The 18,972-nt window shown below is 32.7% G+C and carries 23 protein-coding genes and 1 tRNA gene; 7 read left to right on the top strand and 17 right to left on the bottom strand.

What is annotated here, in order from left to right:
- Nucleotides 1-58: 58 nt before the first annotated feature.
- The 7 genes from ASM33_RS06260 to ASM33_RS06230 form a co-directional block, all read right to left on the bottom strand.
- Entirely contained in the window at nt 59-403 is a 345-nt protein-coding gene (locus ASM33_RS06260; RefSeq protein ID WP_110409913.1) for a cation:proton antiporter subunit C, read from the bottom strand.
- Complete coding sequence (locus tag ASM33_RS06255) at nt 403-819, bottom strand: Na(+)/H(+) antiporter subunit B (protein ID WP_110409914.1); 417 nt, start codon at nt 817-819, stop codon at nt 403-405. Before ASM33_RS06255 ends, ASM33_RS06260 begins: the two co-directional genes overlap by 1 nt.
- Nucleotides 812-1,375: a DUF4040 domain-containing protein gene (locus tag ASM33_RS06250; RefSeq protein WP_110409915.1), complete on the bottom strand. Its 564-nt coding sequence runs from the start codon at nt 1,373-1,375 to the stop codon at nt 812-814. Before ASM33_RS06250 ends, ASM33_RS06255 begins: the two co-directional genes overlap by 8 nt.
- A 1-nt stretch (nt 1,376) precedes the next feature.
- The gene (gene mnhG, locus ASM33_RS06245) at nt 1,377-1,664 is read right to left on the bottom strand and encodes a monovalent cation/H(+) antiporter subunit G (RefSeq protein WP_110409916.1); all 288 of its coding nucleotides are present in this window, start codon (nt 1,662-1,664) and stop codon (nt 1,377-1,379) included.
- A 6-nt stretch (nt 1,665-1,670) separates the two neighbouring features.
- Nucleotides 1,671-1,871: a monovalent cation/H+ antiporter complex subunit F gene (locus ASM33_RS06240; RefSeq protein ID WP_237342900.1), complete on the bottom strand. Its 201-nt coding sequence runs from the start codon at nt 1,869-1,871 to the stop codon at nt 1,671-1,673.
- 83 nt (nt 1,872-1,954) lie between these two features.
- Nucleotides 1,955-2,365, bottom strand: coding sequence for a DNA-directed RNA polymerase subunit omega (rpoZ, locus tag ASM33_RS06235; protein ID WP_110409918.1), 411 nt, complete (start codon nt 2,363-2,365; stop codon nt 1,955-1,957).
- Between the two features lie 60 nt (nt 2,366-2,425).
- Nucleotides 2,426-2,722 carry a helix-turn-helix domain-containing protein gene (locus ASM33_RS06230; RefSeq protein ID WP_110409919.1) on the bottom strand — a complete coding sequence of 99 codons (297 nt, stop codon included), beginning with the start codon at nt 2,720-2,722 and terminating at the stop codon, nt 2,426-2,428.
- Between the two features lie 434 nt (nt 2,723-3,156).
- On the opposite strand from ASM33_RS06230, the gene purE reads away from it, so the two are divergent.
- The 3 genes from purE (at nt 3,157) to ASM33_RS06215 (ending at nt 5,664) form a co-directional block, all read left to right on the top strand.
- Entirely contained in the window at nt 3,157-3,657 is a 501-nt protein-coding gene (gene purE / locus ASM33_RS06225; protein WP_110409920.1) for a 5-(carboxyamino)imidazole ribonucleotide mutase, read from the top strand.
- Entirely contained in the window at nt 3,654-5,492 is a 1,839-nt protein-coding gene (mutL, locus tag ASM33_RS06220) for a DNA mismatch repair endonuclease MutL (RefSeq protein WP_110409921.1), read from the top strand. Before purE ends, mutL begins: the two co-directional genes overlap by 4 nt.
- A 95-nt stretch (nt 5,493-5,587) precedes the next feature.
- Nucleotides 5,588-5,664: transfer RNA gene (locus ASM33_RS06215), tRNA-Arg, on the top strand.
- 135 nt (nt 5,665-5,799) lie between these two features.
- Here ASM33_RS06215 and ASM33_RS08750 read toward each other — a convergent pair.
- Nucleotides 5,800-7,614 (bottom strand): UDP-N-acetylmuramate--L-alanine ligase, encoded by a 1,815-nt coding sequence (locus tag ASM33_RS08750; protein ID WP_110409922.1) that lies wholly within the window; start codon nt 7,612-7,614, stop codon nt 5,800-5,802.
- Between the two features lie 74 nt (nt 7,615-7,688).
- Between ASM33_RS08750 and ASM33_RS06205 the strand changes: the two genes are divergently transcribed.
- Both ASM33_RS06205 and ASM33_RS06200 read left to right on the top strand, forming a co-directional pair.
- Nucleotides 7,689-8,357 (top strand): septal ring lytic transglycosylase RlpA family protein, encoded by a 669-nt coding sequence (locus tag ASM33_RS06205; protein ID WP_110409923.1) that lies wholly within the window; start codon nt 7,689-7,691, stop codon nt 8,355-8,357.
- Between the two features lie 89 nt (nt 8,358-8,446).
- Entirely contained in the window at nt 8,447-9,874 is a 1,428-nt protein-coding gene (locus ASM33_RS06200) for a hypothetical protein (RefSeq protein WP_110409924.1), read from the top strand.
- A gap of 34 nt (nt 9,875-9,908) precedes the next feature.
- Here the strand turns inward: ASM33_RS06200 and ASM33_RS06195 are convergent, their stop codons facing one another.
- From ASM33_RS06195 to ASM33_RS06175, 5 genes are all read right to left on the bottom strand, one after another.
- Nucleotides 9,909-10,535, bottom strand: a complete 627-nt coding sequence (locus ASM33_RS06195) for a hypothetical protein (protein ID WP_410543245.1) — start codon at nt 10,533-10,535, stop codon at nt 9,909-9,911.
- Between the two features lie 172 nt (nt 10,536-10,707).
- Entirely contained in the window at nt 10,708-11,694 is a 987-nt protein-coding gene (locus tag ASM33_RS06190) for an integrase core domain-containing protein (RefSeq protein WP_157956349.1), read from the bottom strand.
- A 330-nt stretch (nt 11,695-12,024) separates the two neighbouring features.
- Nucleotides 12,025-12,417, bottom strand: coding sequence for a cytochrome c-type biogenesis protein (locus ASM33_RS06185; protein ID WP_257790994.1), 393 nt, complete (start codon nt 12,415-12,417; stop codon nt 12,025-12,027).
- On the bottom strand, nt 12,398-13,483 hold the full coding sequence (locus tag ASM33_RS06180; RefSeq protein WP_110409925.1) for a hypothetical protein: 1,086 nt from the start codon (nt 13,481-13,483) through the stop codon (nt 12,398-12,400). Before ASM33_RS06180 ends, ASM33_RS06185 begins: the two co-directional genes overlap by 20 nt.
- 2 nt (nt 13,484-13,485) lie before the next feature.
- Nucleotides 13,486-13,845, bottom strand: a complete 360-nt coding sequence (locus ASM33_RS06175; protein ID WP_110409926.1) for a ferredoxin family 2Fe-2S iron-sulfur cluster binding protein — start codon at nt 13,843-13,845, stop codon at nt 13,486-13,488.
- Nucleotides 13,846-13,962: 117 nt separating this feature from the next.
- Here ASM33_RS06175 and murD point away from each other — a divergent pair, with 117 nt between their 5' ends.
- A complete protein-coding gene (gene murD / locus ASM33_RS06170; protein ID WP_110409927.1) occupies nt 13,963-15,387 on the top strand; it encodes a UDP-N-acetylmuramoyl-L-alanine--D-glutamate ligase in 1,425 nt (474 codons plus the stop codon).
- A gap of 12 nt (nt 15,388-15,399) precedes the next feature.
- Entirely contained in the window at nt 15,400-15,999 is a 600-nt protein-coding gene (locus ASM33_RS06165) for a COQ9 family protein (RefSeq protein ID WP_110409928.1), read from the top strand.
- 30 nt (nt 16,000-16,029) lie between these two features.
- Here the strand turns inward: ASM33_RS06165 and ASM33_RS06160 are convergent, their stop codons facing one another.
- From ASM33_RS06160 to ASM33_RS06145, 4 genes are all read right to left on the bottom strand, one after another.
- Complete coding sequence (locus ASM33_RS06160; RefSeq protein ID WP_110409929.1) at nt 16,030-16,620, bottom strand: CvpA family protein; 591 nt, start codon at nt 16,618-16,620, stop codon at nt 16,030-16,032.
- 57 nt (nt 16,621-16,677) lie between these two features.
- Nucleotides 16,678-17,274, bottom strand: a complete 597-nt coding sequence (locus tag ASM33_RS06155) for a riboflavin synthase (protein WP_110409930.1) — start codon at nt 17,272-17,274, stop codon at nt 16,678-16,680.
- 177 nt (nt 17,275-17,451) lie between these two features.
- The gene (locus tag ASM33_RS06150) at nt 17,452-18,054 is read right to left on the bottom strand and encodes a hypothetical protein (RefSeq protein ID WP_110410570.1); all 603 of its coding nucleotides are present in this window, start codon (nt 18,052-18,054) and stop codon (nt 17,452-17,454) included.
- A 238-nt stretch (nt 18,055-18,292) separates the two neighbouring features.
- On the bottom strand, nt 18,293-18,964 hold the full coding sequence (locus tag ASM33_RS06145; RefSeq protein WP_110409931.1) for a TenA family protein: 672 nt from the start codon (nt 18,962-18,964) through the stop codon (nt 18,293-18,295).
- Nucleotides 18,965-18,972 lie beyond the last annotated feature (8 nt).

The raw sequence follows: 18,972 nt of genomic DNA, 5'->3' as shown, positions 1-18,972 counted from the left end.
CAAGCCTATAATTTGTTGTGTCTATTTGTTACTTCATATAATTTAATATATTGTTAATTCACATACGCTTATCTTGATGATCCACAGTGGTTTCATCAATTGCACCATATTTCTCCTCTATTTTTACTGCTATAGAAAGCCCAACTGAAAATGTTGCAATTCCAACTACTATGGCAGTAAGCATTAAAACATGCGGTATAGGGTTGCTATATAAATAAAAATTAGGAACCACTATTGGAGGCAAGGAACTTTTTATGTAACCCAAAGATATGTAGAATAACAAAACAGATGCTTGAAAAATACTTACCCCTATCATTTTTTTGATCAAATTTTTGTCATTTATGATAATATACAAGCCTAGCACCATTAATATAATAATAGTTATATAATTAAATAAAGTCATTACTTTTTTCTACGAGCAAAATCTATATATATAATTAACATGGAAGAGCAAACAGTAAATGCTACACCCAATTCTACTAAAAAAATGCCTAATTTTTGACCAGCACTATTACTAGATGACAATATATCATAAGATAAAAAATTCTGGCCAAGCAAAATTGTTGCAACACCCGTTCCGCCATAAATTAAAATACCAAGCACGTTAGTAACCTTGATTACAGAATAAGGTATTGCTTTTAGAGTGGCAGATACACCAAATAGCATTGAATATAATATTATTCCCGAAGCAATAATTATTCCTGCCTGAAACCCACCACCTGGAGTATAGTCACCATGGAATTGTATATATAAACCAAATAAAATGATAAAAGGTACCATTAGGAATGTGACTGCGTTGAGCACCGGATCCTTAATCATGAGACTTCCTTGAAACTCTACTTCTACCCGCAACAGCGCTTTCTTCTTCTTTTAGTATTAATGTGATGCAAAGTGCGGCAGTAAACACCACTACAGTTTCTCCAAATGTATCATAACCACGAAAGCTTGCTAAAACAGCAGTTACTATATTTGGTATACCAGCAATTTTTTCGGTATTTTCCACATAATAAGGTGCAACATGCAGGTGAATTGGAGCATTATGATCACCGAAATCTGGTAATTGAATCATGAAATGAGACAAACACACAGATAAAAACAACATAAAAAAAAGTGTTATATAGTTGTGAGATAAATTTACTTTATGATTTTTTATCAAAGAAAGAGCTGCAAATGTAAATACTGTGCTGAGCCCTGCACCAACAGAAGCTTCAGTAATTGCAACATCTGGTGCGTTCATAATTAAATATATCAGTGCAATAAGGGAACTAAATGCACACATCAGAACAGCGCTTACAACTAGGTGTCTTGACAAGACTATGAAAACAGTTACTACTAGCAACAGAGAAAGCAGCGCTACATTTAATATTTCCAACATCTTAGCCTTTTTTATCAGTGTTGTCCTTGCTTTTATAATAAGTGCGTGCTAAAACATAACTATTAGTTGAATTAGCAACCCATATTATAAGAATTAATAGTATTATTTTGATAGTATTTACTGAAAATTCATTCTGCAAAGCAAAACCAATTAATAACAGCATTGCACCGCTAGAATCTGTAATACCTGCTGCATGTAATCTAGTATAGAAATCGGGAAACCTAATTACCCCTATATTTGAAATAACTATCAAGCAAATACCTAAAAATATAAAAATAGATCCTACCATAAATTATCAAGACAACATTAATCTCATTAGCGATATAGTCGATATAAAGCTAACACTAGCGTATAATAGTGCTATATCAATTAAAAAGAAACTGTTTAGAGTTATTGCAATTGCTGTTATTAATAGGACTACTTGCGTTGAAAAATTGTTAAATGCTACAACTTTATTGTATATATCACTTGAATTAGAGACTATACGGTAGAGCATTATACTTATACAAATCAATAGAATATAGATAGTAATATTGATCATTTACATAACTTCAGCAATATTCTAAACAACAACTTGATTTACTCTTCATCGCCATCCTGATCGTCTATTTCACTATCGATTTCATCATCCATCTCTTCATCTTCAGTGTCAATGGTTTCTTGATCAGGTTCTACATTAAATTGATCATTAGAAAAATTTAGTAATTTTTCTAACTTACTTGCATCACTGCTATAAACGTTACTAGTATTTCCTTTCATATATTCTTTGCACCTACCAACCAAAAGGCCAAACAATTCCTCAACATCAACCTGTTTCTCTGCTATTTCATACAAGGAAATTATGGTATTTTTATGACCTTTGAATCTAGTTACTTGAGTTGGATTGCTCGCACCAGTATTCAAATCATGTGTCCTTTGACTTGCCAAGAGAGATAATTTAAAACGATTACTAACTTGTTCTATACACTTCTCTACAATAGACTCAGCCATAAAATAATACCTTAATAAATTTCATATTATATCACAAAAAATAGTGTGTCAATCCTGTATCTATTCGGATTCGACTTTGTGTTTAAATTTTTCTGCTTCAAATTTTGCCGATTCGCTTTCTTTCATCGTGATTATTATTTCATGATCAAGCTTTTTTAGAAATGACAACAATCGTTCTAGAGAAAAACCATCGATTTTACCATTTTTAATTTGCGACACCTTTGGCTGATCAATACCTAGTATTTCAGCTGCATGAGACTGAGTCCAATTATACTTTTCTATAAAGCTATTTATTATATCAATCAATCTTCTTTTTATTTCTGTACTATCTAAGCTGTTCAGCGATATTATTTCCATAATCTTTCCTCAATATACTCACATATCAATTAATTTTGTTAAATATCTTAAATATAATATTTAACATACTAAAACATTAATGCCGTCTAACCCGTTGTTAAATCATACGACATTCACATTCAAAATTTTAGGTCAGTCATATGTTGACATTTTCATCAATTTTCTAGTAATGTTAAATTATATTTTATCTAAAAAAATCATTCATAGCAAGAACAAGTTGCAATTACAAGACTTAAAATATAAAGATAATCGTTTTTAAAGTTCATCTTACATAAGAAATTAATAGCTCTATATCTTAATAGAGGTGTTTATTTAAGTTTTTAAAATTTCTATTTCAGCAAGAATAATTTTATTTTATATATCATATTTGAAATGTAGAGCAAATACTTGTTGCTTTTTCGCTGAAACACTATTTTTATTTAGTAAGTAAAGCTATGTTGAATACGATGGAAAAAAAAGATGTTGCTGTGATTATGGGCAGTGAATCAGATTATAACACTATGGTTCATACTACTCATATGTTGAAGGCATTAGAAATTTCGCATGATATGTTTATAATATCTGCACACAGAACCCCGGAAAGACTTTTTCAATTTGCTAAATCTGCGCAAGAAAAAGGTTTTAAGGTTATAATAGCTGGTGCAGGAGGAGCAGCCCATTTACCTGGTATGGTTGCGTCACTCACTTGTTTGCCTGTTATAGGCGTTCCTGTGCATAGTAAACAATTAAATGGTTTGGATAGTCTATTATCTATAGTTCAAATGCCAAAGGGTGTTCCTGTTGCAACCATGTCTATAGGAGAAAGTGGAGCATACAATGCTGCAATTACTGCTGCATCTATATTGTCAATTTCCAGTAGTGAAATTGCAGGCAGATTAAAAGCCTGGAGAGAAAATCAGACTGAAGCAGTAAAAGAAAAACCAACTTTATTATGACAATTATTCTTCTGGATACAAAAACTATAAACCGCATAGCAGCGGGGGAAGTAGTAGAAAGACCAGCAAGTGTAGTAAAGGAATTAGTAGAAAATGCCATTGATGCAAAAAGCACAGAAATAGAAATCAAAATAGAGAGCGGTGGGCGTAACCTTATTACAATAATAGACGATGGTAACGGAATAGGGAAGGGTGATTTAGAACTTGCATTTATGCGCCACGCTACTTCAAAATTAAGTGACAATGAATTAATAGAGATAAAGTACCTTGGATTTAGAGGAGAGGCTTTACCTTCAATTGCTGCAGTAAGTAGAATGAAATTGTCGTCCAAAGCAAGCGGAGCAGATGAAGTGTGGTCTATCAGCTATGAGGGTGGAGAAAAAATAGGGGAAATAACTCCTTGTTCTTTGTCGCAAGGCACACAGATTGAAGTGAGAGATTTATTTTTTGCTACTCCAAATAGGCTAAAATTTCTAAAAACTGAAAGAGCAGAAACCCAAAGCATTGTTGACATAATAAACAACTTAGCAATGATCAATCCTCACATAGGATTTACTCTAACTTCAGGTAATAAAAAACTCTTAAGATATGCTAAGCAGGTTTCGTTATTTAATAGGCTCTGTGAAATAGAAGAGGAATTTCATGGCAATTCTTTAGAGATTTGTGAAGAAGAAGATGGTATTAAGCTTATTGGACATATCTGCAAACCAACTGTCAATCGTGGTAAATCCACTATGATATATACATTTGTTAACAATAGGCCGATCAAGGATAACTTACTAATTGGCGCAATTAGATATGCATATCACGATTTCATTCCAAATGGCAGGTACCCTTTTGCAGCGTTGCACCTCAAAATACCTCATGATCAAGTAGATGTAAACGTACATCCAAATAAATCAGAAGTAAGATTTCAGAATAAGAAGCTTATATACGAAATAGTAAGAAGGGGACTGATTAAGGCATTATCAGCTAGAATAGGTGCAGCCCACCTTGATGTAATTCCAACATATGACTCTCAGATAACAGATAAGGATACAATGCTAGATTCTTTTGATGAGCCCAGTATTAAAAAGGAATTTTATGAAAAAAGACCAAGCTCTTTTGAAAATCAATTAATGAAAGAATTTGCCTCTCCGAATGCAAAAGCACAAAATTTATCAGAACAGTTAAAACCCTATGACTATTCCTTTATGCAGGAATCTTCAGCACAATTGGTGTTAGAAAAAGAGACATCAGAGCAAGTCAAATTGATAAAGGATCACCCACTTGGATTTGCACGCTGTCAAGTCTTTGATACCTATATTATTGCAGAAGTAAGAGATAAATTAATTATAGTTGACCAGCATGCAGCGCATGAGAGGTTGGTGTATGAACGTTTAAAACAAAAATCAAACATTGCTAGGCAAAAACTGCTTATTCCTGAAGTAGTTGAAATCAAAAACCAGGCTGGTATGGAGATGATAGAAATTTATAAAGACAAACTTTTTGACATGGGTTTTGATATTGAGATTAAGTCAGAAAGTGCACTGATAGTTAAAGAAATTCCTGCAATTCTTGGAACAATAGATGTAAAAGAGATAATACTGGACATAGTGGATAGGTTACTCGAGATAGAAGACACATTACCTGTAGAAGATAAAATAAACAAAATATTGGCAACTATTTCATGTCATGGATCGATCAGGGCAGGCAGAAAAATGCGATTAGAAGAAATGAATGCGCTACTTAAGCAAATGGAGGAAACACCATATTCTGGGCAATGTAACCATGGAAGACCAACTTATATAGAAATGAAATTGAGCGATATTGAGAAATTGTTTGAAAGAAGGTAGCTTTAACACTAGCTCACCTGGGTATTATACATCTAATTATAAAATAGAAAAATGGAAGTTTTTTTGCTACTATTGAATAATAGAATAGAAAATATGGGACTATAGCTCAGCAGGATAGAGCGTTGGATTCCTAATCCGAAGGCCGTGCGTTCGAATCGCACTAGTCCCACCAGTATCCTTTCACGGAATATTTTCCAACTAAGCAGGAATCAGGACTTTGCGCAAACTTCCACATCATATCTTCAGAACGTAGAATATTGGTAGCCATGATTTGTAAACTACTTTCTTATACCTTGAAGGGTTACGCTTAACTAGACGTTTCCATAGTTTGTGTTGTGAGCTCCGCAGTTTCTTTTGCTAATTTAGCTATGTTACCACCAGTTCCAATAAATAATACTACGTCACCGGAATTTGTAAAATCATCAATAAAACGTGAAATGACTGAAGAATCATTCATAATTTTTACATTATCAAAGCCATTACTTATTAAAGCTTTTTGTATATCATCAATACCATAACCTGGAATAAATTTATCTTCTGGTGGGTGAACTGTGGTAAGAATTAAATGATCAAACATCATGAAAATTCGTATAAATTCATCAAAAAAATTACGAATGCGGGCAAAGCGAAGTGGCTCGATAATTCCGATGATTTTCCCTTTAGTAATTGAATGTGCGGCAGTGAGAGTTGCCTGTATTTCATTTGGATGATGTGCATAATCCTCAATTAACTTTACACCTTTAACATTGGCAATTAAAGAAAACCTTCTTGCTACTCCTTTGAATTCAAAAAGACCTTTTTTGATATCTTCTTCACTGATTCCTAGTTTTACTGCAACTGATATTGCAGCTAAAGCATTACCTACTTTATGCAGTCCTATTGCATTGGACAATATTACATCTTTTATAATTCTGGATCCCAGTGTCACGCACTGGGATGACAGGGAGAAGTGGGATGACAGAGAGGAAGAATCAGTTTGTGTACTTTCAGGTCCTAGTGTCACGCACTGGGATGACAGAGAGAAGTGGGATGACAGAGATGAAGAATCAATTTGTGTACTTTCAGATCCCAGTGTCACGCATTGGGATGACACCTGAGAGCGTTCCTTTCCTGTCATCTGAGTAGCTGACACTGGGATCCAGTCATTTCGACATTCATTCATACTGCAATTATCAATCAACACGTCAAATTCTATGCTATTGGTATGTTGTGTAATGTTAATAGCTCTAATGTTACTTGTTTTGGTGTCATTTGAGTAGCTGACACTGGAATCCATATCTTTATCTTTTTCCTGGATCCCAGTGTCAGCTACTTGGATGACAGAGTGAGGATTGTTGCTGCCCTCAAACCCAAATGTCATAGCATTATTTTCATCATAGTTAATATCTACAGAGCCCGGCAGAACTGCGAAGTCTGCTTTATTTATAAATTGAGAAAATGCTTCCTTGATATCATCAAACGTGCCATAATGGTCAATATGATCATCGTTAATGCTTGTTATTACAGCGATGTTTGCAGGAATTTTTAGCATAGTTCCATCTGACTCATCAGCTTCAATTAAAAAAATGTTACCCTTTCCGACTTTTGCATTGCTCTGATATGAATTTAGTATTCCTCCCACAATGACAGTTGCATCGATTCCCACATTTGTGTCATTCCAGTGCGTGACACTGGAATCTAAATCCTTTTTCTGAACCTCATTATCAAGTGCTTGGGTAACAGAAGGTGGTCTATTAGAATAATCAAAAATGGAAGCAATCATTGCCGTTGTTGTTGTCTTTCCACTTGAACCTGATACTGCTATTACATATTTATTTTTTAAAAGCTTAGCAAGGATGTCTGATCTGTGCAAAATGGTTTTATTGTTATTTTTTGCTGCAACTAATTCCACATTATCAGATTTTATTGCAGAGGAATATACAACTATTTGAGCTTGGTTAATATTCTGAGCACTGTGACCAATATACACTTCTATCCCAAGCTTTTTTAACCTATTTGTGTTATTATTTGAATGTGCATCACTACCTTGCACTTTATAGTTAGAATGGTGAAGGATTTCAGCAATAGCGCTCATTCCGATTCCACCTATGCCAATAATGTGAATTATTTCAGTGTTGCTCATCTTTACGAATTTACTTTATTACTGAGTTTATTATACTCTAAAGTCCTATAATAATGAATCTTTTTACCTAAAAAATGACAGGAAAGTTAGTATTTTTATGCCTAATGTTCGCTTTAATGAGTGGATGCACTTTTCACAATAAAAGTCACCATAAAGCAGGTCATTATAAAATTGGTAGCAGTTATAAAGTCTATGGTATAACTTATCATCCGAAAAATTATGGCAGCTATGAAGAGGTAGGTATAGCATCGTGGTATGGGATAGAAGATCATGACAAACCTACAGCAAATGGTGAAATTTTTGATCGCCACTCAGTAAGTGCGGCACACAAAACATTGCCGTTACCTTGTTTCGTACTTGTAACCAATCTAAAAAACGGAAAAAAACTTGTTGTAAGGGTTAACGATAGAGGACCATTTTTTCAGGATAGAATAATAGACCTATCAGAAGAAGCAGCAAGAATTTTGGATTTTCATGAAGAAGGACTCACAAGAGTAAAAATAAAATACTTGAAAAAAAAGTCGGAACAGTTAGTTAAAAAAAATCCGCATTATAAAAAACAGTATGAAAGAGCAATACAAGAGCGCCACCCTAAAAAAACCACCACAGAAAGTAAAGGGTATATTGCATCTTTTAAAAATGCGCATGCCGCTAAATTGACAGCATCAAAGCTCCGTAGCCAGGGGATGAAAAATGTCAGGTTGCTGTTTAAAGATAATCAGTATTCTGTAAAAGTGAGCTGAACAAGAAATATAAATGTTTTATATCAGTTATGATATATTTAATAATTATCATATATAATTAAGCATATTTAGAATTAATGGAGTAAAATATGGCCCTTAGTGAAGAAGAAAATTTCAGAAAGAAGCTGCTGGAGATTGTATCTGAAGCAAACATTGCAATACTTGAGGCTAACAAAGATGAAGAAATTAATAACGACATAACGCATTCAATTAATAAGAGTATAGATCAAGTGAATTTAAAAGATATTGATCTAACAGTTGAAGATTTGGAAGAAATGAAAGAAGAATTAATACAGATTATTGGTTATAAAAATGATGGGCAACCTGATGGGCAACCTGATGGGCAACCTAAGGGTATTTTTAAGCTAGAAGAAAAATTAGAAGAAGCATTAAAAAGAATGAGCGATAAGAAAAAAGAAAATAATAAACTTAGAGAATATCTTAGAGAGGTACTAGCAGCCATCACAATATTTTTACCACAGGAAAAAAGGGAATCCACTCAAGTTCTATTAACAAAAATTGACGAAATTCAAGCTAGTGCATACAAAATTAATCTAGGAGGTTTAAAACAGAGCGACAATTTAGAAAAAATAAAAGAAGAAATCATAGACAGAATAAAGGGGCAAAAAATAGGGGATATTAACGCAGACACCATAAAGGAAGCATTAAAGGCAGTGCAGAGTTATGCAGAAATAAAGGGAACGCCGGTTGAATATGATATAAATAAAACCATGCTAGATAGATTTGGTGATCACTTCAAAACACTCCCTAGAGAGGAGAAGAATGTTATAATTGCCGCTGCCATCATGGCTTCCCCTATTATTGCTATACTTTTGGCAGTTTATTATTCATCTATTCTACTATTCAGACTTATAGAGAATGTAGAGAGAGCAGCTATAGAATTTAGTGAAGAAGCAGTTCATCATTTTAGGGATGCTGCTAGCGCTGCAAAGTTTTGGGCTGATACTCAAATTGATAAACTTATGAAAAATGTAGATGGTGAGGGTAATATTATCTATCGTGGTTTTGAGCAAATCACATATGGAGTTTTAGATGAGGCAAAAATATTTGCAGACACGTATAAAGCAAACCCATTTATAATTAACGCTCTAATAGAAAAAATGGGAAACGATGTCTTTCTAAGAGTAGAACGTGGGGCAGGGAAAGTTGATGTTCTAAAATCAGATTGCCAAAAATTCCATGGAAAAGCTATGAGAAAACTGGATCGTGATGGCCCTCCATTTCTTTCATTACTTAATAAACTTTCATGCGTAGTAGTGACAGATGAAGGGAAATTATGGAAAGAATTAGAAGACAGAGCGGAGAAAATGAAGCAAAACGCTGAAGCAAAAGCACAAACAGCTGCACCAGAAAAGCCAGGAGCTGAAAAAGCGACAGAAGCTGCACCACCGTCATACATTGAAGCAACAATGCCAAAAACTACAGAAGGACCAGAAACTGACCTAAAGGGTACTGGTGCTATAAGACCTCCAGGAACAGGAAAATCAAAGACATAATAGCTAAACATATTTATGTTGCAGTTACAACGCCTCACCCATTTAAAACAAAATCCAATGTCACTTCACGCCAAATGTGGTGGTGCTGAGTAGGTAGATTAGTGATAGGGCTACATTTATATACTGCACGCATTGCACTATCTGCTATTGATCTGAAAAGCGGATTATTTCGATAAGAGCTACTATCTGCTACATCTGCCATAACTATCTCGCCTTGACTGGATAATAACAAATTAATCTTTATACTGAAATTTTCTTTGTAAGCTAGGCCTTCAGGAATGCTCCAGCATTTCGTAAGCTTATCCCTTATGGAATTAATAATTTCTGCTACAACTAATTCATCCTTTTTATCTTTTATGTTTTCTTCGCTTCTTACTTCATTTTTTATTTCCATAGGCTTTATAATATCTTTTGGTTTGTTATAAACACCATTTTTTCTCTTTGGCATAGGAATGACTTTTTCACTTTTTTCTTGCACTTCAATAATTTGTCTTGGTTTATATCTTTGCTCCACATCAAAGTGCTGGGCTACTTCCTTTTTCCTTTGTGGTACAGGAATAAATTCTTCTACTGGCGTGTTATTCGTTTTCGAAGGCAATGAAAAAAATATAAAACAAAATAAGGATAAAAAAAGCACAGAGTTAGAACAGAAAAAACGCATATGAGAACAGTCTATTTTATTGGGTTAAAGCTAATATTGCATGTAAAGTCAATATATTTTAGCATCTTCCCTGTCATTCCAGTGTCATGCAAGTAACACTTCTCCTCTCATTCAAGTGGCCAACCTTTTGTCATCCCAGTGCTTTCTTTCTTGTCATCCCTGTAAAGGTCAACTAATTCATTGACAAATTTTGCAAAAAGCTCAAAGGAGTAATACCTCCAAGAGCTTGATGCGGCCTGTGTTCATTGTAATAAATTAAATATCTAAACAATTCATCCTTAAATTCTTGAACGGTCTCAAACGTTGTTCCCTCAATCAAATCATCATTTAAAGTCCGCCAAAAGCGCTCTACTTTTCCATTTGTTTGTGGTCTATATGGCCTTGTATATAAATGCTTTAAGCCAATTTCAACTAACATTCTTTCAAATGGATGTCCATCCAAATTACTTCTTGATGCAAACTCTGGTCCATTGTCTGTCATTACTTCTTTGAACTGAATACTGTAACTTTGCTTTATATAATTAAAACATCTGAGCACTGCAAACATTACATTCAGACTCTGAATATTTTCTAAAACTTCTGCCCATGCTATACGGCTTGCATCGTCTATTACACACACTAAATAGTATCTTTTGCTCTCATTTATTATCATATCTTTACTCAAATAATGACAGTCTATATGTGCCAATTCTCCAGCTTTTTCCCTGATTATCTTTCTCTTCACCTCTTTTTCTTTTGTGCTCAACTTATTCATGCCGGCTCTCTTAATAATATTATATATACCAGATGGAGAAGGTGTTTTGTTGCCCAACTTTTTTGCTAGTATAGCACAAATTTCATATTTATTTATCCCTTTTTTCCGCTCCTCTATAACTGCTTTTTCTATTTCAATATCTGTTCTTCTACTTTCCCATCTTGGACCTCTTTTTCTTGGTAAAAACTCTTTTTCTAATCCGCTATTTCTATACCTATTATAATATTTACAGAATGTTTGTCTGTTGATTCCATTAGCGTGATAAAAATCGCCTACAAATCTATAAAATGGATGCTTTTTTGCCTTTGTTTGCTCATATTCTTTGATCAAAAATCTCCATTTACTTTGGTAATTTCTCTCTAAAGTTTTATCTTCTGTGTTTCTTCTCATACCTAACTCCCTCAAAAATGTTTCTTTTATCTTAACATTTTTGTCATCGAATTAGTTGACCTTTACAATCCCAGTGCTTCGACACTGGGATCTCTCTTAATTTCATAACATAAATCATATCAATTTTGGTTTTCTCTTGCAGCTAAGTTGACCTTCCATTGCAAGTATATAAATATCATAATTTTCCATAAAACTTAGATCCCAGTGTCACGCACTGGGATGACAAGGGAATGGGCTACTTGGATTACGAGGGAAGGGCTACTTCGATGACAACTTCTTGTTTTTAAAAATTATTTAAATATTACTGATTCTATTCGGTGAACCTTATTTATATAAGCATAGCTGTTAAGTATTGGACGTATTAATATATTTTGGTATTAAAAAACATCCAACAAGTAATGTTATTAATGGAATGCACCATAGAATATACGTGCTAGACCTGATAGGTGGGGTGATTATAATTGAATCACCGTAAGAGCTTTTTAACTCTGAAATTATTTCTTTGTTAGTAGCTCCATCCATGATTTTTTTACGAATTATTTTGCGCATATCATACGCAAGCTGAGATTGAGATTCAGACAATGATTCACCAGAACATATAGGACATTTTATTATCTCAAATAAATTAGTTGCACGCTTTTCCATATTCTTATCTGGAAGTTTATCATCCAAGGTAAAAGCGTTGATATTTAAATGAAAAACCAATAGTACAAATATACTAATTGCTACTTTGATCATTTAGTAGTTTAGTAATCTTACTTAATTTATCCATAAAATCAGCAGTGGATAATTTTCCAATAAAGCCCGACCCTATATCATCATCATATCTTATTGTGAACTGAATGGCAGTATCATCTGTTTTTTCTGATAAGGAAGGTATGAATTTCTCAAACGCACTTGAAGCTTTTGGGTAACTTTTTGAAAACTCTTCACCAGTTAAAAATGAGATTAATTCCTTATAATTTGATATATCCACATTGATCTTGCCTTTAAATGAAGATGTAGCCAAATTGTAATTATTTATCCTACCATCTGCAGTGAGAGAAAAAATAGGTTCTTCAAGAGATCTGCTACTCTGAATTAAAAATTTTTCCATATTAAAATTAATTCTGGAAGATGAAACCTCATTTACAAATTCATAATCAAACTTTGTATCAATACTTAGGTAGTTTTCAGGACTTGCAGCATTTTTATATCGATAAATGTAAAAATCAAATCCTAGTTTAGCATTTGCATCAAGCGCTTTGTTGAAATTAAATTCTATATAATTACTTCTATCATTAACTTCAGTTGCGATACTTTTTTGATTTTCTGAATTGGATGAAATGTCACATTGCAAACCGTAGTCTTCATAACGAAGCGTATTTATATAGTCTATTACGGTATTATTTCCATCAAAGCGTAGCGAAGACGGTAAATCGTTTAGCTTAACAATAAAGCGACTGTTATCGTTTATATTGCATTTTATGCTCTTTTTTTCATCGCTGTGATCAGCAATATTGATTTCATTACTTGGTATATAAATGTATACTGACTTATCGAATAATCTATTTTTTACAAGCAAAGCTTCAGATGAAACAGTTAACTGCTCATTAGAGATTTTTGGGTTCGTAATACGAAAAACAAAACTAAAAGGAAATCCACTAAAATCGTACGACACATCAAATTTTTCGTCATTAATGTAAGAGATTGTTTCAACTAGGAGGTTTTTTGCCTTCCATGCAGAAAAATACCAAAAACCACTATATGCTGTGGGAATAAATAAAAATAAAGAGACGATAATATAGATAAAAATCTTACGCATAGCTAATCATTCCCTTGTTTATCCAGTGATATATTTCTTGTACCTCTTGGTATATTAACACACAAACCATCAATATCTTTTGTTATTTTGATTTGACACCCTAGTCTTGATGTCTCTGTTAAGCCAAAAGCTAGATCTAACATATCATTTTCCTCATCAGATATAGGATTATGCGTTTCTACAGCATTATAAAATTCTGGATCGACAATTACATGGCATGTAGAACAAGCAAGAGAGCCTTCACATGCACCTTCAAGTAAGTCTGGTTCACTTCTATGAGCTAAATTAAGCAGAGTTTCACCCTCTGCAGCTTCATAGATTTTCTTACTCCCATCGGGCAAAATAAAAGTAACAGATGGCATATTATTTCCTTATTAAAATCCTTACTAACTTTCCTATATACTACAGGTAATAATTAACATTTGCAAATTCTTTACATTAGCACTATTCACAATTTATACAACATTTCAAAATAAATCATGCAACTGAATAAATATAAAAATCAAAGCGTTGCAGTTTTTGGTCTTGGTAAGACAGGATTATCTGCTATTAATGCCCTAATAAACAGCGGAGCAAAAGTGTATGCGTGGGATGACAATGAAGAGCAAATAGCAAACACAAAAGGAATATATAAAGAGTGCAACTTTATTCATCCAAAAGAATATAATTGGCAAGAGATAGTAGCATTGATTTTAAGCCCTGGAGTGCCGCTTGTATACCCAAAACCTCATTGGATAGTGAAACTTGCAAGAAGTTTTGATTGTAAAATAAAATCAGACATTGAGCTATTTCTAGAGGCTAAAGCAACAAACCAGAAAGTGGTAGGTATCACTGGCACAAATGGTAAATCAACCACTACGTCGCTAATAGGGCACATATTAAAATTCGTCGGAAAAAAGGTGGACGTTGGAGGCAATTTAGGCATTCCAGTTTTGAACCTAAACATAGATGCTGAGATTTATGTAATCGAACTTTCCTCTTTTCAATTGGAGCTGCTGAACATGCATACTGTCATCCCAGTGCTTCGACACTGGGATCCAGAAAAAAAGGTATGGATTCCAGTGTCACGCACTGGAATGACAGAGATTGATATTTCAGTATTACTCAATATCACACCAGATCACATAGATAGGCATGGAAGTATGGAGAATTATATAGCAGCTAAATTAAAACTGATAAACGGTAGTAAAATAGCAGTGATAGGATGTGATAATGAAATTACTTCTGGCATATTTAATGATTTTACCGGAGATAAAGTTCCAATATCAGGGAGAGCTTTTTTGGAAGAACACTTTTCGGTGTTATCCCAGTGCATGACTACTCAGATCCAGCTAAGCGATACAAAAATAAATTTAACTTCCAATGCAGAAAATATAGCTGCTGCATACGCCGTGTGTAAGTTACTTGGAATAGATAGCAGCACCATTATTAATGGAATTAAATCTTTTCCAGGACTAAAACATAGAAATGAGCTGCTTGGTAAAATAAAAAATGTATTGTTTGTAAATGACAGCAAAGCAACTAATGCTGAATCAAGTGAAAAAGCGATCTTATCTTACGATAACATATATTGGATTGCTGGTGGAAGAAGTAAAGAGGGTGGTATAGAATCACTGAGCAAGCATTTTCCAAGAATTAAGAAAGCATTTTTAATCGGAGAGTCAACTGAAGCTTTTGCAGCTACTCTGAAAAATAAAGTGGATTTTGTAGAGTGTGGCAATCTGAAAAATGCGTTTGAATTAGCTTGCGGGGAGGCCTTTAATAGCAAAGAGGAAATAACAATATTACTTTCTCCAGCATGTGCTTCTTTTGATCAATGGACAAATTTTGAAGAGCGTGGTGAAGCTTTTCGCAAGATGTTTGAAAAATTAAAGGATTCATTTACAATTACAGATGCTATTTAGTCAAATGTTGCTATGGAACAAGATGAAATCAAATTAATAGTAGATAATCTAATCAGGGTTATTCCATTTGAAGGAATAAGTGATGATACACTATTAAAAGTGTGCACAGATCTTAATTTGGCCAATAGTTTTTGTAAATTTCAAAATGGGATATATAGCGCTTTGGACTATATAGCAGAGGATTTGAATAACGCAATGGAAACGGAGCTGAAAAACTCTAATTTAGAAGATATGAAAGTGCGTGAACGGATAAAATTTGCAATTCACATACGTCTCTCGAATTATGTCAAACTGCCAAACTATAGAGAATTTCTAAAAAATATTTTGTTATTCTCTGTGCTGCCAAAAAATACATATTTTTCTAGTAAACTTTTATATAAGACTGTTAGCGCAGTTTGGTACGGCATCTACGATCAATCAACAGACTTTAATTATTATACAAAACGAGGAATATTGGCTGGTGTATACTTAAGTACAATAATTTTCTTTATTAATGATTATTCAGAAGATTTCACAGACACACTATCATTTCTTGATAGACGTATCAATAATGTCATGACATTTGAAAAATTTAAGGTTCGTTTAAAAGGAATTATAGGAAATTTCTTATAGGATTCTTATTAATATCCATACATTTCTATACTATTTCGTTTTCTCATCTTCTGTAGGCTCTTCTTGTCCAGCAACTTCTCCACCAATCTCTTTTATTTTTAATATCAATGACTCTGGTATATACATGTCAATTACATCCTCTATTTTTACAAACAAAGCTTGATAAGAATTCGAATTGATTATCCAATTAGGCAATATGTCCTCTGCTTCTATTTTAGATTGTTCTTCTTTTTTATCATATACTGTGTAGCAATATAAATGCACAGCAAAAAATAGTACATAAGAAAGCAATATACCTCTAAAAATTCCAAGAAAGATTCCAGTAATTCTGTCGATAAATCCTAACCTTATTGGAGAAAGGATGTACATTAACCAATTGTTTATTATTATGAATATAAGATTAAGTATAATAAGTACAGAAACTGCGGAAAGTATATTTAGTGTAACTTTAGAATCAAAATATTTGCTATAATTTATAGTGAAAAAATCATAATGGTTGGCAGTAAGAAAAACTGACAAAAATAAAAACATTAGCGCGCATAATTCTTTTACAAAACCTCGAGTTACCGAGATTATTATACATAAAACAATAATGAAGATAATCAAGCAGTCGAAAAGCATATTTTGTATCTATATGGTTTTGAAGATATAGTAATTATAAATAACAAGATTGTAAAATTAATTGTATTTATGTTGCATAAGTTGGTCTAAATACCTAATGATTATGTCAACTTCTAAATTCAGAAAGTCATTTGCTTTATTATACTGAAAAGTTGTATTTTCCCATGTATAAGGAATTATATTCACTGTAAACTCTTGATTAGTGACTGAATTCACTGTGAGAGAAACTCCGTCCAGTGTTACAGATCCTTTTTTTGCTATAAATTTAATTAATTCCTGTGGACATGATAGCTTGATTTCATGGGAATCTAAATTTTGCTCAATTGTTAAGATTTCTACTACTTTGTCAACATGACCTTGAACCAAATGGCCATCGATTCTATCGCTTAGCCTCATTGCTTGTTCGAGATTTATTTTTTTGTCTATTTTCCATGTGTTTAAGTTGGTAACTTTCATAGTTTCTTGAGACGCTTGAACTGTAAATGTATCGCTCATTATATCAACAACAGTTAAACATACACCAGAACAAGCTATTGAATCTCCTTTGTTTATGGAAGATAAATTCTGCGTTTTAACACGGAAAATTTTATCAGAATCGGAGTTAACGGTAGTGTCTATTATAGTCCCAATGTCTGTGATAATTCCTTTAAACATATAGATAATTTAAAACATCAATCCAATATAAAGGATTTTGTGAATACTAAAAGACTAAGATGCCAATCATTTCTAATACAATAATAAGAAAATTTACAGCTTTTGGCTTGTAATGCAATTACTGAAGTTTGCCATTTATATTAGAAATGCTATATAAGTTATCTTCTTATACACACATCAACTAACTAAACTAAATTTCTGCATTTGATTTACTATTTCCTCAGCTACTTCTTTTATGCTTATGTTTGAGTTTTCTATCTCTATAGCATTTGGTGGTATAAATAAGTCTTTTCTCTTAAATTTTTCTGCGGTATTGCTTGCGCTGGTAAGCCTCCTATTCTCTCTCTGCATTTTTAATTCAATACGCTTTTGTAATGTTGGTAGATTGCACTTGAGAACTATAGGGAGAACTTCCGTATTCATTTTCTCGCTAAGCTTTATTATTGAATTATACATCCTTATATCATGGTCATTATTTTTTATTAGTTCATCAATAAAGATGTAATTTTTTGAGCTTATTGGATAAGCCTCTATTACCTTAAGCATAACTTGAGCAATATCATATATTCTATCTTGGATTTCCTTTTGAACTTGACTACGCTCAAAGGTATTGTCATATATAGAACAAGCGTGAGGATTATTAGATAAGTTGATATTTACAATTAACGCATTTATCATATTTGATAATTCTACTGCAGTAGAAAGCTTACCACTACCTGAAAAACCAATAATGTATACAAAAAATCCTGTTATCTGCTTTTTTGCATTAATATTTACCATATTGTTTTTAATATTAAGATCTACATTTATAATAACATAAAATTTAAGTTTTAGACATCTCAAACCTCATATAAAAGCTATTCTTATAATTAAAATATTATGTAATATAAACATATAAATTCTATTAATTAAGCTATATTTGCTAAATAACTATTACCTATGAAGCAAAATTCAAATTTTAGAGAATATTAATAAATTAACATCTTGTTAATTATACATAGAATTGTGATTTGAGAGCCTAAAAATTATTTTTGTGCACAATATTTTTAATATTAAATTTTGAAAATTTATATGCGCTATTCCACAAATCTAACTCAAATTGGGCACTTATTTTAAATAATTCAAGCATTCTGCTCTTTTCACTTTCTCCTACTTTACTACAGTATTCATCAACTATATTTTCTAAAGTGGTAGATGCGAACTCCATTAGATTACCGCTACAAAAATCAAACCAATCTTTATATCTGTTATTTTTCTTGAATTCATTTTTCATGTTATCAATAACAATCTTATATATAAACATGCATGAGTACAAAACTGTTATAGCCTCATAAGTATTACTATACGAGATTGATAAAAGAAAATTAGTGAAATTGAAGCATTCAAGAGATTTTTCTCCACGATTTATACCATATATGGTAAAATAGTGATTGTGCAAAAATCTGCTCACAGCCATTGATCCTTGAGCCACCTCAGCCAATGAAATAATATTGTGATAATCTTCCATTCTTGATGAAACAATTAACATGGTACGAATATAATCATCTAAAAATAATGTGTCTTGTTGAATATAGAACTTAAAACTCTCTATGTTCAAAGTATTATTCATTAATTCAATATTAAAAGGATGCTCAACTATATCTCTTAAAAGATTTGAACCATAACAACTCTTAATTATGCTACTAAACACTACAGTAC

The organism is Wolbachia endosymbiont of Folsomia candida, assembly GCF_001931755.2.
In the GTDB taxonomy this organism is placed as follows: domain Bacteria; phylum Pseudomonadota; class Alphaproteobacteria; order Rickettsiales; family Anaplasmataceae; genus Wolbachia.
This window is presented reverse-complemented; position numbering and strand designations above follow the sequence as displayed.